We start from the raw sequence: 16,025 nt of genomic DNA, 5'->3' as shown, positions 1-16,025 counted from the left end.
GGTGTTGGTATGCTTGTTCAGCAAACTATTCGGCAAGCCATCATCTCTCGCCATCGTATCTTGTTAGTAATAGGGTCGTTTTTATTGCTTTTGTTTTTCTCCGTTCAATTGCAGCTTGTGCATCCAGAAGCCATTTGGATGCTAGGCATTTTGTTGCTTTTTTTAGAGTGGTTTCCTGTTGGATTGGGAAGAATTAATTTTTCGCTCTGTTTCCCACTTTTTTTTGGACTATTTTTCATGCTGGGTCCAAGTATGACCCTTTGGTTGGACGCTTTCATTTTGTTGTTGGTTCAAGCAGCAAGGCGTAAACCATGGGAAGTATTCTCGTACAATTTCTCCAGTCGTATGATTGCGCTTGCCCTATCCGGATGGTTTTGGCTATGGGCAAATGCGAATGTCATTCAGGAAGGACATAAGCACCTTATCATTGACAGCCTCTGGCTGTTGATGGTGACTGCTCTCATCTATTCTACAAGCGCAAATTTACTGATTCTGCTTGTTTGGAGGCAACGTCGTTCCTGGCGAGTCAGTGCCCGGCTTTTTTTGTCCGCACTCGGTATTGATTTGGGCTTGGCGACTCTCTATAACGGTTTAATGATTTGGCTGGCGAGCAATCCTGTCAATGTTCACACCGGAAGTATTGGATCTTTCTTTTTCTTTCTACCGCTTGTGGCGATTTCATTAGTGGCTCACCTAGTGGCTAATCTTTTACGCGAAAAGCATCGTTTAGAATCAGTCTTTTCCATTACAGAATCTATCCGTCAACCCAATCATTTAGATAGTGTTTTACCCCAAATCGCCAATGCCGCTAAAGAGTTGTTCCGCAGTTCTTTTGGTGTTATTTACCAAGTGGATGAGTGGGGATTGCTTTATCGGGAAATGGGAAACAAACGGTATACTTTGCCAAGAGGTCAGGGGATTTCTGGGTGGGCTGTACAGACCGGTCGTTTGCAAATGGTTGCCGACGTGGAGAAGGATAGTCGTTTTTTACCTCAGGAAGCAGACAAAGATATTCGCTCGTTGTTTGTGGCGCCTATTTATATTGATGAACAAGTAGTGGGAGTTATTACACTTGGTAAACCAATTGTCAATGGCTTTCATCCACAAGATGAAAAATTGATGACGCTTTTTTCCAGCTATGCCAGTGTAGCTATGCGTAATGCCCTTTATTTAGAAGAGCAGAAGCGAAGAATTTTACTTGAGGAACGTAATCGGCTGGCCCGTGAAATCCATGACGGGATCGCACAAAATCTAGCAGGTGCACTCCTTCGTGTGGAAAGTATTTTGCGTCATTCTGAACCCGTCATGCAGAAACAGCTTCTTGACTTGCAAAAGTTGTTGCAAGAAACCGTAGGTTCCGTGCGCTCATCTATTTATTCCTTGCGTCCGCAGCCCTATGTTGAGCAAGGATTGGAAAAAGCTATTCGCAATTTGCTTAAAGATTTGCTCGAAGATACAGAAATACAGGTGGAATTTAGTGTTCATCAAGAAACGAATTTATTGCTCCATCCGGAAATTTCCCGCACAGTGTATGAAATGATTGCTGAAGGCACGCGAAATATGCGCAAACATGCGCATGCCCGCCATTTTAAAGTAAGATTAGACTTTTTACCCGATCGCGTGAAAGTACTTATGTTGGATGATGGGTGCGGATTTCATTTTGCGCGCGCTATTCAAAATGCAATTCGCGGAACTTCCTTTGGAATTGACATGATCCATCAGATGGCGGCTCAGTGGAAGGGTCGTGTGGAATATATCACTTCACCGGGTTCAGGAACAGAAATCTGGATTGAACTTCCTATCGGAGATGAGGTGGAGGAGAATGCCCATTCGAGTGCTTTTGTGTGATGATCATCAAGTTTTGCGCGACAGTCTTGCCTATTTATGTAATGAAGAGCCGGATATGGAGGTTGTAGCCACCTGTAGCCGAGGTTCAGAACTGATGTCATGTGTTACAGAGACTCCAATTGATGTAATCTTGCTCGACATCAATTTACCGGATGGCAATGGTATTGAATTTGCTGAAGAGTTAAAAAATCTTCAAGAACGTCCCAAATTGATTGTGTTAACCATGTATAACTATGATGAGTATCTATTTCGCGCTATTCGCGCGGGTGCAGATGGGTATTTGCTGAAAGATGCTCCAGTATCCGAAGTGTTGGCAGCCATTCGCGCGGTCCATGCTGGACAATCGGCCTTACCAGCCAATTTGACGCAGCGACTGATTCAGTCAGTGCGTGGCGATTTGCCCACGCGTGAACGACTGTCACCTCGTGAGACAGAGGTATTACAGCTTTTAGTCAATGGATACAGTAATAAAGATATTGCTGGTCAACTTTATATTTCTGAGACAACCGTAAAGCTGCACATTAGCAATATCTTTCGCAAGTTGCAAGTGCGTAGCCGTTCTCAAGCTATACTGGTGGCAATTCGAGAAGGATTGGTTCCGCATCTGTTGGATTACCATGAATGATCCTTTTTATTTTCCAGTGTTTGCGTCCCCCATCAGCATGGCTTTTTCCCACATAGGCCAGGTATGTTCTCCGACAATAAAATCCACCTGTTTGCCATCTGCAAAGGCGAGGAAGGGGAAACCGTCAATATACTTTTTTTCGACTGTCCCTATGAGAAAATACGGTTTTGTAAAAGATAAATGAAACGTCTCTTTTTCTTCGTCGGCAATTTTTACAGCTGAAGATAATGGAAATCCGTTGGCATATCCCACGTAGACAATCGTAGGCCAATCATTTGGCGAATGAAAATGTTGATTCATTAAGACAAGGGTTCTCTGGCAATGTGGGCACCAATAGGCAACAAAAAGAATCGGATGCTGTTTCGCGTTCAACGTGACCCACTGGCCACTTTCTGTTTGTACCCGTATAGCGCTTTCCGCAGCTTGGTTAGGAACAGGCTTAGCATCCCATGTAGAAATAGGTTGAACGAGATCGACATCCAAAAGGTTTGTAAATTGAGGAGTTTGTCTGGCGACAGTAACCGGATTGACAGAGGCTGGCTTACTGTTTGAAGTTGTCTGTTGAACTGTTTGACAACCTGTAAGCGCCAGAGCGACAAGAAGAGTGCCAACTAAAGATATGGTTTGAATCCGTTTATGACGAAGTGTTGTTAAGAATTTATGATGAGTTTTCACACGAGTCATCCTTTTCATAGTTTTACTCACCAGAGTGCAGAAGATTGGTTCTCTTGTCAATACGACAAAAGTTATAGTTTTTATCTGAACTTTTAGTGAATACATTTCTATCTATTTTTCAATAAAATTTTAAGTAATTTGAAAAGGGGGTAGAATCCGTGAAATTACGCTCTAAATATTTGCGAGTCACAGCGGCTACAGCGTTGCTCGCCACACCTATTGGGGTTATGGGGTCCATGCCGACAGCACAAGCAGATACAACCAATTGGGTGGCTACGCATACGCAAGCTTTTGTACCTACCAACGCAACCAACTTGGGTTCGTTGCCCGCTTCTACGGAATTGACGGTGGTGATTGGCCTGCAAATGCAGAATCAGTCGGGACTGGAGCAGTATATCCAGGATATCAGCACGCCGGGCAACGCGCTCTATGGACAGACGCTGACACCGTCTCAATTTGAAGCCACCTACAGTCCTTCGAGCAGTACGGTGGACGCTGTGACTTCCTATTTGGAAAGTCAGGGGTTGAGCAATATTCAGGTATCTGCCAACCGCCTATTAATCACAGCTACCGGTACAGCGCAACAGTTGGAAAGTGCCTTCAACACGCAAATTGATCAATTTTCCATGAATGGCCGTACGGTTTATGCTAATGTCGATCCGGCCTACGTTCCATCCTCACTTGGTGGAGCTGTGGTAGCAGTTCTGGGACTAACCAATGCAGCTCAAATGCAGTTGCCCCTGGCAACACCGACGCCAACGACTTCCACCTCACTGCCCAATTATCCAGCCAGTTATAACCCACAAGGTTTTTGGAAGGCTTACAATGTTGGCAATACTCCGCAAGCAACAGGAACCAATATTGCTATTTTTGCAGAAGGTAACTTGACGCAAGTAGTTCAAGATTTGCGTACAGAAGAGGCTGCTAACCAGTTGCCGCAAGTTCCTTATACGATTGTGCAGGTTGGCATTGCCAGCAATGATACTTCTGGAGCAGATGAGTGGGATTTGGACACGCAGTATTCCACGGGGATGGCAGGCAATGTGGCGCATCTCTATATTTATGACACCACATCCTTGACGGATTCTGACATTGCTCGTGAGTTTAATAAATTTGCTGAACAGGATGTTGCTAAAGCGGGAAGTGCCTCTTTTGGCGAATGTGAATACGACGCCTATTTGGATGGCTCGATGCTTGTTGATGATGAAGTGTTTGCTGAAGCTGCTGCACAAGGACAGACGACTTTCGCTTCCGCAGGTGATACGGGAGGATTTTGTGCAGTTACGCCGACGAATGGAGTCCCCGCTGGTGTACCGGATGTCAATTACCCAGCATCCTCACCGTATGTAGTGGCAGTTGGCGGTACAACATTGATTACCAACAGCGATGGCAGCTATGACGAAGAATTAGCTTGGACAGGCGGCGGCGGTGGTACAAGTTACTTTGAATCTGCTCCGTATTGGCAAAATGGCATTGTGCCGCCAACCACGAATGTCGGCAAAGGTTTGCCAGATATCGCTATGGATGCAGATCCAAACAGTGGTGCTAACGTCTATGTTGACGGCTCTCCAGAAGTTGTAGGCGGAACAAGTCTCGCATCACCGCTTGCCTTAGGTGTTTGGGCAAGGCTGGAGACGAGTCACAACAATCAACTTGGCTTTGCTGCCCCGCTCCTTTATGGTGTCTATGGCAGTGACGGTTTCCATGATATCACACTTGGTGATAGTGGTCCCTATCCTGCTACACCAGGTTGGGATTTTGCAACAGGACTCGGCAGCTTTGATGTAAGCAATATGAATACCGTTATGGATCAATACGCACCTATGCAAACTGCGCCAGCTCCTGCACCAGCTCCAGGACCGGCTCCTGCACCAGGTTCGCAACCTGCGCCTTAATTTTGCTGGCTACTTGCGTCCATGCTAGATTCTCGCTGACAATAAGAGAATCATACTCAACTCGGCTGCAAGCCATGGCATGGAGGCGTCCATCATGTTTCGCGGTACGTTTGCGGTAATTGATTTATCAGCTCTGGTCAATAATGTAAAAAAAATTCAAAGTGTTCTCCCACAGGGAACGAAAATATTGGTTGCAGTGAAAGCCAATGCATATGGCCATGGCGATATCGCCGTGGCCAAAGCTATTGAAAAAAGTGGATCTGCGCACATGCTGGGACTTGCTTCTCTGGAAGAAGCGTTGCGTCTGCGGGAGGCAGGTGTGCGCATTCCTCTGCTTGTTTTGGGGTATGTCGATCCGCTCTCTTTTCCAGTTGCGTCCCAGCATCAAATTGAATTGACCTTTACAGGTTCGTCTGAAGACCTGCTTCAAGTCTCACAACTCTCTACGCCGTTACAGCTTCATTTAAAAATGGATACGGGTATGGGACGTCTGGGGTTGCGCAGTGTGTCAGACGTTCTGAAGGTTGCTGAATCCATCCATCAGCGTCCTGATCTACACTTGCAGGGACTTTTTACACATTTGGCAAAAGCGGACAGTCCTGAGGACGGTCATACATCTGCCCAGTTACGGCGTTTTGAGGAGGCATGTTCAGCGTTAGCCGCACGTGGACTATTGCCGCCACTTTTGCATGCGGCGAATACGGCAGCCGCTTTGCAACGTCAGGATGCTTTTTATCATATGGTGCGTATTGGAATTGGCGCATATGGATATGCTCCTAATGCGGATTGGCCTCCAAGCCTATCTTTGCAACGGGTTATGCACCTATACAGCACAATCACTCGTATCGCTTGGTTGAAGGCTGGAGATAGTGTCAGTTATGGAGCCACTTTTGTAGCCAAGCAAGACTGCAGAGTGGCTACTGTATGCATAGGCTATGCCGACGGCTATCCGCGCTCGCTCTCCAATCGGGGCTTTGCTATGGTCAGAGGAAGAAAAGCGCCTTTGCTTGGGCGGGTCTGCATGGATCAATTAATGCTCGATGTCACGCATATTCCTGAAGCTGAGTTGGGCGATCCGGTCACCTTGTTTGGACATTTAGCCCCTGATATCTGGAATGGTGGGGCGCTTTTCAAACAACGTCCAGAAGAACGTGAGCGTTGGATTGGAGAAACTTTTTCAGCAGCATCCAATCGGGCGGAAATGCCATTAGATACCTTATCCAGATTGGCGGGAACGATTTCATACGAGATGTTGACCTCCATCAGCAATAGAGTACCGCGAATAGAAATTTCTTTTTGATTGGATTGTTATCCCCAAAAACAAATCGATATAATAGAGAAGATTACATCGGCAGGGAAATAGGTGGAGGTGCCGGGCGTGTCAGATAGCAAACGGGTGGTTGTCTATGTTCCTGAGCAATTGCTCGAACAAGTGGACGTCGTAGCTTCCAAGTCCAGAGAGAGTCGCAGCGAGATTGTCCGTGCAGCGCTTACGAAGTACGTACAGGAAGAGCGCAAATATCAAATTCGAAAAATGATGCAACAGGGGTACCAGGAAATGGGAAGACTCAATCTTTGCTTGGCCTCGGAAGCATTCTCCGTGGAGCAGGAAGCAGGAGGTACGGTAGAACGCTTGGTCAGCGGGGGTGATACGGTGATCGTGAAGCGAGGAGACGTGTTTTTTGCCGATTTATCTCCGGTTGTAGGCTCTGAACAAGGAGGATTTCGGCCGGTTTTGGTTATCCAGAACGACATCGGCAATCGCTTCAGTCCAACGGTCATTGTGGCTGCCATAACCGCTCAGATACAAAAGGCCAAGTTACCAACACATGTTGAGTTGCCGGCACAGCCCTACGGGCTTGATAGAGATTCAGTTGTTTTGCTTGAACAGATCCGTACGATTGACAAACAACGACTGACAGATCGCATCACGCACTTGGATGATGCCATGATGAAACGTGTCAATGATGCGTTACTCATTTCCTTAGGACTTGTCGACTTCTAGTTCTGTTTCATGAAGCTAAAAAAGTTTATCCTTCTCTTAGCCAGAAATTTGCACGCTTTTCTTATTGGAATCATTCCACGGCCTCCCGCCATTTTATGAATGGATGGGAGGCCGTAGTTATAGTTAAAAATTATTCAACTATTAAAACCAAGTCTCCCGGTTCTACCATACTGCCTGGTTTGCAATAGATTTCTTTGACAGTTCCTGATTTTGGAGCTGCCAACTGCACCTCCATTTTCATAGCTTCTGTAATCGCTACTACTTGTCCGCGTTCAACAGTGTCGCCAGGTTGGACAAGTAGAGAAATGACAGTGCCTGGCATACTGGCTCCAAGTTCGCCCGCTTGACCGCTCACTTTACGACGCGCGTCTTGAGAGAGGGGCACTGTTCGATCAAGAATGCGCACATCACGCTGTTGGCCGTTCAGTTCGTAAAAGACGGTTCGGTAGCCATCTTGGTCAGCATCGCTGATCGAAAGAAGCCGAATAATCAATGTTTTGCCGGGTTCAATCGATACGCGGATTTCCTCGCCAGGACGCATACCATAGAAAAAGGTCAGCGTATCTAACTGTGAGAGATCGCCAAATTGTTGACGATGTTTAAGAAATTCTACTGTGACCTGCGGGTACATGACGTAAGAAAGCAACTCTTCTTTATTGCTGTTGCGACCCATTTTCTCTTCGAGTTGCTGGCGTTCTGATTCCCAGTCCACTGGAGGTAAGGTTTCACCCGCCCTACCCTGCAAAGGTTGTCTGCCTTTCAGTACGGCGCGTTGTAGAACTTCAGGAAAGCCTCCGTACGGTTGCCCCATTTTTCCTTCAAAGAAATCGACCACTGAGGCTGGAAAATCGAGATCAGCCGCTTTTTCCAATAGAGAGTGCTCATCCAGCCCATTTTGTACCATAAAGATGGCAAAGTCGCCAACCATCTTAGAAGAGGGGGTCACTTTAATCACGTCACCGAGGATTCGGTTAACGGTACGATACGCTTTTTTGACCTCGTCAAAGCGTTGACCAAGTCCAAGTGCTGCTGCCTGTTCACGCAAGTTGGTATATTGCCCGCCTGGCATTTCATGCAAATATACCTCGGCGGATGCTGAAGTCAGGCCGCTCTCATATTTACTGTAATACTTTCGCACGGTTTCCCAGTAGTCGGCCAATGCCTGAAGTTCTTGCAAATCATCAGCTGGTTGCCGATCCGTTCCTTGCAAAGCGGCAACCAAGGCGTTCCAACTCGGCTGTGAAGTGTTCCCGGACATGGAGGAAATAGCTACATCCACAATATCTACTCCTGCTGTGGCAGCCATCAACAATGTCGCAATACCATTTCCGCTTGAATCGTGTGTGTGCAAATGTATAGGCAAAGACACAGCTTCTTTCAATGCTGTAATCAAGCGGACAGCAGCTATCGGTTTGAGCAAGCCTGCCATATCTTTAATGGCAAGAATATGTGCGCCAGCTTGTTCTAAATCTTTGGCAAGTTGGATGTAGTAGGCAAGATTATATTTACTTCGTGTTTCATCCAGAATGTCTCCCGTATAACAGATGGCCGCTTCAGCTATTTTGCCAACTTTTCGAACCTCATCTATGGCTACTTCCATGTTGGGTAACCAGTTGAGACTGTCGAAAATTCTAAAGACATCAATTCCTGCTTCTGCGGCTTGACGTGTGAATGCACGCACGGCATTATCGGGGTAATTCTTATAGCCTACTGCATTCGCACCGCGTAGCAACATTTGAAAGAGCAGGTGCGGAATTGCCTCGCGGAAACGGTGCAGCCTTTCCCAAGGATCTTCTTTGAGAAACCGCATACTCGCATCAAATGTAGCGCCTCCCCAAACTTCCATGGAAAAAAGATTACGACCTGCTATACCCGTGGCGGGGGCTATAGCCAGCAAATCACGGGTGCGAACACGTGTCGCCAGCAAGGATTGATGAGCATCGCGAAACGTCGTGTCAGTTAATAAAAGCCGGCGCTCGGCGCGAATGTGCTCAAGGAAACGTTCTGTACCGAGGGACTGCCAAAGTTGTCGCAATCCGCTAGGTGTTGGCGACACAGTGGATAATTCAGGTGGTATCGCTACAGGCACTTCTGGTTTGGCTTCTGCTCTGTTACCATCAGGGCCATTAATCGTTACTTCTCCGATATAGTTGAGCAATTTGCTCGCTCTGTCCTTTCGTTGCGGGAAGGACAAAAGTTCTGGATGCTCTTCGATAAAGTGGACCGTGTACTGGCCAGCCAAAAATTCCGGATGTCGCACAACATTGGCTAGGAAAGGAATATTGGTTTTGACACCACGAATTCGAAATTCTTGCAAAGCTCGGAACATTTTGCGTGCTGCTTGTTCAAAATTGAGTGCAAAAGCGGATACTTTGACTAATAACGAATCGTAATAAGGAAGGACGCGAGCCCCCGTATAACCATTCCCCGTATCTAGGCGGATACCAAAACCGGCAGCTGAACGGTAAGTGGTAATACGTCCTGTGTCAGGGAGAAATCCGTTTTGCGGATCCTCTGTTGTCACACGGCATTGAATCGCTACCCCACGAGTCGTAATGCTTTCCTGGCCATGAATGCCAATTTCTGAATCGTCCAAACGATGTCCTTCGGCAATGCGAATTTGCGCTTGCACGAGATCGATTCCGGTAATCAGTTCTGTGATGGTATGCTCTACTTGAATGCGAGGGTTGACTTCAATGAAGAAAAACTGACCATCTGGCTGCAGGAGAAATTCTACCGTTCCTGCATTGACATAGCCAGCATGTTTCATCAATTGTACCGCCGCGTTGCAGATGGCGGCACGAGTTGGCTCGGGTAGAGAAGAAGGTGCGATTTCCACCACTTTCTGATGGCGGCGCTGAATGGAACAGTCTCGTTCATAGAGGTGAACGAGTTTGCCATGATGGTCACCTAAAATCTGAACTTCGATATGTTTGGGACGTTGTACATATTTTTCAATGTAAACCTCAGCAGCGCCAAAGGCAGACTTCGCTTCCGAACTTGCTCGGTCGTATGCTTCATACAATTCTTCTTGTGAATGGACTAAGCGCATACCACGACCGCCGCCGCCGCTGACAGCTTTAAGCATGACAGGGTAGCCGACTTTTTGAGCAAAAGCACTTGCTTCTTCTTTACTGACAGGTCCGTCTGTACCTGGCACAATAGGTACACCAGCAGCCTTGGCAACCTGACGGGCTTTGACTTTATCGCCAAACATCTGTAAATGTTCAATGCGCGGACCTATAAAGGTAATACCAGCCTCCTGACAGGCGTGTGCTAATTCCTCGCTTTCAGATAGAAAGCCGTAGCCTGGGTGAATTGCGTCGCATTCCGTCTCTTGGGCAACGCGAATAAGGCTGGGAATGTTTAAGTAGGCTTCTACGGCTCCAAGACCTTCGCCAATATAGTAAGCCTCATCTGCTTTGTAGCGATGTAATGCCAGTTTGTCCTCTTCGGTATAAACGGCGACAGTGCGGATGCCAAGCTCTGTGCAAGCTCTGCAGATTCGTATGGCAATCTCACCACGATTGGCTACGAGTACTTTCTGAAAATGACGCACCTTGACACCCCCAGATTAAATTTTTCGAATTATACTATAACACGTAGAGCTGTTGCTCAGAAAATGTGGTACAGAAAAAGAAAAAGCAGTAGAATGAAAGAATACGCAATTTTATGCAAAAGCATTACAAGACATAGAAAGCTGGGATGATTTTGACCACAATTCAAGACGCTGCAAAACTCTCGCAAATTCGTGATTTAGCTCTGGCACCACGGGGGCATGAAAAAATCGATTGGGCATTGGCTCACATGCCCATTCTTCGCCAATTACAAGAAGAATTTTCTCAAACTCGGCCATTTGCAGGGATGCGCATTGGCGTTTGTTTGCACATTGAAGCTAAAACTGCCTGTTTGGCATTGGCTGTGCAAGCTGCCGGAGCTGAAGTGGCGATTGCCGCCAGCAATCCGTTATCAACGCAGGATGACGTTGTGGCAGCGCTTGTAGAGCGGGGAATCGTGGCTTTTGCCAAACGTGGTGTAAACGAGGAAGAGTTTGCCCGGCAAATAGATCAAGTACTCGACTTTAATCCTCAAGCACTCATTGATGATGGTGCTGATTTAAGTAGCAAACTCCATCTTCATCGCCCTGAGCAGGCCAATCAAATCATCGGTGGATGTGAAGAAACGACTACAGGTATCACTCGATTGTCCGCTATGGCACGTTCAGGCGAGTTGCGTTATCCCATGATGGCAGTCAATGACGCTTACTGTAAACATCTTTTTGATAATCGTTACGGTACGGGACAATCGGCCTGGGAGGGAATTATTCGTGCCACCAATTTGTCAGTGGCTGGAAGTACTGCCGTGATAGTGGGCTATGGCTTTGTGGGAAAAGGATTGGCCATGCGAGCGCGTGGGTTAGGTGCGAAAGTGATTGTGACAGAAGTCAATCCAGTACGAGCACTGGAGGCGGTTATGGATGGGTTTGAGGTTATGCCGATTGTGGAAGCTGCACGATTAGGAGATTTTTTTGTCACAGCGACTGGGAATGTGGCAGTCATTGACGAAGATGCCCTGGCAGTGATGAAAGACGGCGCTATTTTGACCAATGCAGGTCATTTTGATGTAGAAATCAGTAAACCCGCATTGCTCCGCCTATCTCTCCATAAGAAAAAAGTACGGGAACATGTCGAGCAGTATAGCATGAAAGACGGTCGTTCCCTTTATCTTTTAGCAGAAGGACGTCTGGTCAACTTAATTTGTGCGGATGGTCATCCAGTGGAAGTGATGGATTTGACGTTTGCCATGCAATTTTTGGGACTCGAGTATGTCATTCGTCACCGTCTAGAGCCCGGTTTGCATAGCATGCCAGTAGAACTTGATATGCGCGTTGCAAAAATGCGGTTGTCCGCCTGGGGTATGAAGCTGGATGAACTGACGCCCGAGCAGTCGGCGTACCTCAATTCATGGAAATAAGCTGGCCACCCTGACGGATTGCGCCGCGTTGTTTGACTTCGCAGCAGCAAAGGGGCGATCCCGATTGAACCCAATCATCGCCATGACCACTTCACGACAAAGTTGGCAAGCGTCAGATAATTCCTGGCATCTGATGGGAGCTGGACTTGCAGATGACTATGCTCGCTCGGTAGAAGATGCGGGCGGAGTTCCCTGGTTGATTCCTTATTTGCGCCATCCGGAGACCATTGCATCCGTAGCTGAACGAGCTGATGCACTTATTCTGACAGGTGGCGATGATATGTCTCCCCGCTATTACGGAGAACAGCCACGTTCAGGTTTGCGTCAAGTGACACCTGAAAGAGATTATTTAGAAAGTCTTTTGTTCGCCGCTTTTCGTATGCAAAATAAGCCTATTTTAGGTATTTGTCGGGGGCTGCAAGTTATTAACGTGCTGCTTGGCGGTAATTTGTATCAAGATCTGGAACGGGAGTGGCGCGGATGCCTCCAACATGAGCAGCACGCCCCGCGTTCCCATTTTGCACATACGGTACGTATCGATCCTGAAAGCATTTTGGCGGTCAAAAGAGAACTGGGTGAAGAAATTTGGGTCAATTCCTATCACCATCAGGCCATTCATCGTCTGGCAAGTGGACTTCGCCCTATCGCCTGGGATGAAGAAGGGCTGGTGGAGGCGTTTGTTTCCTTGGATGGAAACATTCTTGCTGTACAATGGCATCCAGAAAACACAGCGCCAGATGACACTGTGTCCAGACGAATTTTTGAATGGTTAGTAGAACGAGCAGTAACGGTTGAATCTCATTCTGGTGCGTAAGTGCGAATAAATTGGATGCAGAGGTCGGCAATTTGATCTTTATCGTGATCAAGCGTAGCTACGTGGTAAGAGTGAGCTAAGGCGATACGCTGTTTTTCTGGTGAGCCGAGCATCTGCATCCAATCTTCTGCATTTTCAGCACCTACCACATGGTCTTCATTGGAGGCCAAAATCAAAGCAGGACATTGAATATCTGCCAGGATAGGACGAGTTTGGTCAATCAAGTGCGACAATTCGCGTAATGAACGGAGTGGAGTACAATCGTAAGCCAACTCTTGCACGCCTTCTGCCCGAATATCACTCCCAATAGCAGGTAAAAAACGGGGCTCACTCATTTCCAGCATCGGTTTTAATGCATCGTTGCGAATAACAGCGTTAATGAGAACCATTCCAGATGTCCCTGGATAGCGATGTGCGAGATTGGCGACCAAAGTTCCGCCCATCGAGAGCCCTATAACAAAAATAGTGTCACAAACGCGAGCCAATTTTTCATAACCTTGCGAGGCGGAATCAAGCCAATCTTGATAAGTTGAGCGCTCCATGTCCTCCGGATGGGTGCCGTGTCCGGCTAATCGCGGCGCATGCACGGTAAATCCGGATTTCGCCAGTTGCTCCCCTACATAGCGCATACTATGTGTCGTGCCTGTGAATCCATGTTGCAAGAGCACACCAATAGAATCTCCGTGTAAAAAGAATGGTTCGGCACCTTGCATCAATGGATGATGCTCTTGAAATTTCATAAGTGGCATTCCCCTTCCAACAGATTTGAAAACGATTTCACAAGCTTTATTGATAGAAGTATAACGTCAAATATAGAGCTTCAGCACAATTTTTTTTGCAAATGTTCCGACAAAAAACTGAAAGATGTGTAAAATGATAAAGGGGGCTAGAAGTATACTCGCGGGGTCTCTATTCAGTGGTCTGTCGAATCGAAATCAACTTGAATTGTTATTATCCATTTTATAATATAGTAATCAGATAGGATTAATATAAATTAGGGGAGGTTTCAATTCAATGAGCGATACACAAGTCACTTTGCCAAAGTTAAATGAACCAGCTCCAGATTTTGAAGCTGTGACCACACAAGGTAAATTAAAACTCAGCGATTTTCGCGGTAAATACGTGGTACTGTTTTCCCACCCTGCCGATTTTACACCCGTTTGCTCAACTGAATTTGGCTCCTTTGCTTCCCGTCAAGAAGAATTTACAGCTCGCAACGTGCAACTGATTGGACTGTCAGTAGATGGTGTGCAAGCGCACTTAGCGTGGATTAACGATATCGAAAGAATTTTTGGTCAGAAAATCAATTTCCCCGTCATTGCCGATCTCGATATGAAAGTCTCTTCTCTATACGGCATGATTCATCCCGGGGCCTCTTCCACTGCAGCTGTACGTGCGGTCTTTGTGATTGATGACAAAGGTGTATTACGAGCTATGATTTACTATCCTATGAGCGTGGGACGTAATATTTCCGAGATTTTACGTGTAGTTGATGCCTTGCAGACAAACGATAAGCACGGTGTATCCACACCAGCCGATTGGACTCCTGGAGCGCCTGTGGTGGTTGCGCCACCAGCAACTGCTTCAGCTATTGAGTCTCAGCAAGAAGCAGAAGCAAAAGGTCTAGAGTATAAGAGTTGGTATCTGCGTACAAAAAAACTGTAAATTTATCCTGAGCAGGCTTATGAACAGAGACAAATCAGCCCCAGAGTGAACATGCTCATGGGGCCATTTTTTCGTGAGAGTGTAATTCATAGCTGCTTTTAGGGTTGGTTTAGCTTTTGATAATTTTAGCTAATTCGGTCAATTGGCTGCTTACTTTTTCTACTTCTCCTACAGCATCGGCAACACTATTAATTTCATTTGTCTGTTCATGGATAAAATGGCTGATCTCAATAATGGAAGTTGAAACTTTCTCTAATGATTCCACCATAACTTCTGAGAATTAAACAATCTGATGGCTTGAATTTTTTGTATTTTCTGACAACCTACGAATTTCACTAGCCACAACAGAAAAACCGCGTCCATGTTCACCTGCGCGTGCAGCTTCAATTGCCGCATTGAGACCGAGCATTTTGGTTTGTGTCGAGATGTCGCTAATCATTGTCGCAATACTACTAATCCGTTCCGTTGCTTGTTGAATTTGCTGGTTGTGGGTGGTCAGATGATCGGCTAATGCCTGCAGTTGCCTGGTTTGAACACGCAGTTCCTCTAATGTAGCCGTAATTTCCTGAACCATGCCAAGCATATTTTCTGAAGTGTTTTGTAAGGTTTGTTTGTTTTGGGTAGGTAAAAATATGCACATTGCACCCATGACTTCATTATTTTCTACAATAGGGACTCCTGTTCCTTGATAAGGAATACCTCCAGTTAGCGCTGGATTTCCCATACGCGTAACAATTTTTCCGGTCGTTACTGTTTCTTTGCCAATACTGCCATCTAAAAATGTTTTTCCTTGGTCGAAAACTTCAAGAAAAAAATGTTCACCAGGCAACGCGAGGATATATTTTTCCCTATCGGTCACTACGAGTTGGGCTTCAGGTATTAATGCATGAATCATGGGGGCAGCTTCTAGAATGAGTTCCAGTCGCGTCAAACCTTGTCCTTCCCTTCTGCGCAATGCCTAAATGCTGACTTTTTAAAACTTATTAAAGAAAATTCTTCCGCTCATCTCATTTCTCCTCTTTTGTAAGGCGAAAGTGCTTGATTCCAACTGTCCGTATCAGCTTGGCTTACAACAGACGTAAGATACAGCAACTTCAGAGACAAGGAGGTGCATGCCATATGAAGAGCAAATGGGTCCGTCGTCTGACATTTAAAGAAAAGGCTCGTCAATTGGTTGGGAAACGTGTAGTCGTCACTACAACCAACGGCACTTTCCGAGGAGTTCTTTACGCAGTTGAATACGACTATCTGACACTGCGCAGGTTTGAATACGGCAGTTATCGCAAAACCTATATTCGCATTGCTGAGATTGTTTCCCTGCGTCGCGCGCTTACTTCAAGCACAAGTTCATCTAGTCTTTCCAGTTCTAACAGCTAATTTTCCAGGTTGAAAAAAGGGCTGTCTCAAAAGTCATCGTAGATGACGGAGGGACAGCCTCTTTACATACGACACCATTCGACTTTCAGTTTCATCGAAGGTATACTTTGGCTCGAAGACCTATTGTCTGGAAATCTATGGTGAGGG

At 46.4% G+C, this 16,025-nt stretch carries 14 protein-coding genes and 1 pseudogene; 10 read left to right on the top strand and 5 right to left on the bottom strand.

The features are described from left to right. Nucleotides 1–9: 9 nt before the first annotated feature. Together FY534_RS12390 and FY534_RS12385 are read left to right on the top strand one after the other, a co-directional pair. Nucleotides 10–1,848 carry a GAF domain-containing sensor histidine kinase gene (locus FY534_RS12390; protein ID WP_203114726.1) on the top strand — a complete coding sequence of 613 codons (1,839 nt, stop codon included), beginning with the start codon at nt 10–12 and terminating at the stop codon, nt 1,846–1,848. Next, nucleotides 1,823–2,473 (top strand): response regulator, encoded by a 651-nt coding sequence (locus tag FY534_RS12385; protein ID WP_203114725.1) that lies wholly within the window; start codon nt 1,823–1,825, stop codon nt 2,471–2,473. Before FY534_RS12390 ends, FY534_RS12385 begins: the two co-directional genes overlap by 26 nt. Nucleotides 2,474–2,479: 6 nt before the next feature. Here FY534_RS12385 and FY534_RS12380 read toward each other — a convergent pair whose 3' ends face one another. After that, entirely contained in the window at nt 2,480–3,148 is a 669-nt protein-coding gene (locus FY534_RS12380) for a YajG family lipoprotein (protein WP_072873346.1), read from the bottom strand. Between the two features lie 158 nt (nt 3,149–3,306). On the opposite strand from FY534_RS12380, the gene FY534_RS12375 reads away from it, so the two are divergent. From FY534_RS12375 to FY534_RS14745, 4 genes and pseudogenes are all read left to right on the top strand, one after another. Further along, complete coding sequence (locus tag FY534_RS12375) at nt 3,307–5,043, top strand: S53 family peptidase (protein ID WP_203114724.1); 1,737 nt, start codon at nt 3,307–3,309, stop codon at nt 5,041–5,043. 94 nt (nt 5,044–5,137) lie between these two features. Beyond that, a complete protein-coding gene (gene alr, locus FY534_RS12370; protein WP_203114723.1) occupies nt 5,138–6,343 on the top strand; it encodes an alanine racemase in 1,206 nt (401 codons plus the stop codon). A gap of 63 nt (nt 6,344–6,406) precedes the next feature. Beyond that, a pseudogene (locus FY534_RS14880) lies at nt 6,407–6,535 on the top strand (ribbon-helix-helix protein, CopG family); the annotation flags it as partial. 162 nt (nt 6,536–6,697) lie between these two features. Then, the gene (locus FY534_RS14745) at nt 6,698–7,048 is read left to right on the top strand and encodes a type II toxin-antitoxin system PemK/MazF family toxin (RefSeq protein WP_072873350.1); all 351 of its coding nucleotides are present in this window, start codon (nt 6,698–6,700) and stop codon (nt 7,046–7,048) included. Between the two features lie 130 nt (nt 7,049–7,178). Here the strand turns inward: FY534_RS14745 and FY534_RS12360 are convergent, their stop codons facing one another. Continuing rightward, entirely contained in the window at nt 7,179–10,607 is a 3,429-nt protein-coding gene (locus tag FY534_RS12360; RefSeq protein WP_203114721.1) for a pyruvate carboxylase, read from the bottom strand. Nucleotides 10,608–10,753: 146 nt separating this feature from the next. Here FY534_RS12360 and FY534_RS12355 point away from each other — a divergent pair, with 146 nt between their 5' ends. Together FY534_RS12355 and FY534_RS12350 are read left to right on the top strand one after the other, a co-directional pair. Beyond that, nucleotides 10,754–12,022: an adenosylhomocysteinase gene (locus FY534_RS12355; RefSeq protein ID WP_203114720.1), complete on the top strand. Its 1,269-nt coding sequence runs from the start codon at nt 10,754–10,756 to the stop codon at nt 12,020–12,022. A 64-nt stretch (nt 12,023–12,086) separates the two neighbouring features. Beyond that, on the top strand, nt 12,087–12,836 hold the full coding sequence (locus tag FY534_RS12350; protein ID WP_203114719.1) for a gamma-glutamyl-gamma-aminobutyrate hydrolase family protein: 750 nt from the start codon (nt 12,087–12,089) through the stop codon (nt 12,834–12,836). Here FY534_RS12350 and FY534_RS12345 read toward each other — a convergent pair. Continuing rightward, a complete protein-coding gene (locus tag FY534_RS12345) occupies nt 12,821–13,576 on the bottom strand; it encodes an alpha/beta hydrolase (protein WP_203114718.1) in 756 nt (251 codons plus the stop codon). The two genes, FY534_RS12350 and FY534_RS12345, sit on opposite strands and share 16 nt — an antisense overlap. A gap of 274 nt (nt 13,577–13,850) precedes the next feature. On the opposite strand from FY534_RS12345, the gene FY534_RS12340 reads away from it, so the two are divergent. Beyond that, nucleotides 13,851–14,501: a peroxiredoxin gene (locus FY534_RS12340; RefSeq protein WP_072873354.1), complete on the top strand. Its 651-nt coding sequence runs from the start codon at nt 13,851–13,853 to the stop codon at nt 14,499–14,501. 109 nt (nt 14,502–14,610) lie between these two features. Here the strand turns inward: FY534_RS12340 and FY534_RS12335 are convergent, their stop codons facing one another. Both FY534_RS12335 and FY534_RS12330 read right to left on the bottom strand, forming a co-directional pair. Continuing rightward, nucleotides 14,611–14,769, bottom strand: coding sequence for a hypothetical protein (locus tag FY534_RS12335; protein WP_238413555.1), 159 nt, complete (start codon nt 14,767–14,769; stop codon nt 14,611–14,613). A 12-nt stretch (nt 14,770–14,781) separates the two neighbouring features. Continuing rightward, nucleotides 14,782–15,432 (bottom strand): methyl-accepting chemotaxis protein, encoded by a 651-nt coding sequence (locus tag FY534_RS12330; RefSeq protein WP_238413554.1) that lies wholly within the window; start codon nt 15,430–15,432, stop codon nt 14,782–14,784. A gap of 188 nt (nt 15,433–15,620) precedes the next feature. Between FY534_RS12330 and FY534_RS12325 the strand changes: the two genes are divergently transcribed. Next, a complete protein-coding gene (locus tag FY534_RS12325) occupies nt 15,621–15,878 on the top strand; it encodes a DUF2642 domain-containing protein (protein WP_203114716.1) in 258 nt (85 codons plus the stop codon). The last annotated feature ends 147 nt before the right edge of the window (nt 15,879–16,025 follow it).

It is taken from the genome of Alicyclobacillus sp. TC (assembly GCF_016804365.1).
Classification (GTDB): Bacteria; Bacillota; Bacilli; order Alicyclobacillales; family Alicyclobacillaceae; genus Alicyclobacillus_I; species Alicyclobacillus_I tolerans.
Note: the sequence above shows the minus strand (reverse complement) of the source record. Positions and strands in the feature narration are given on the sequence as shown.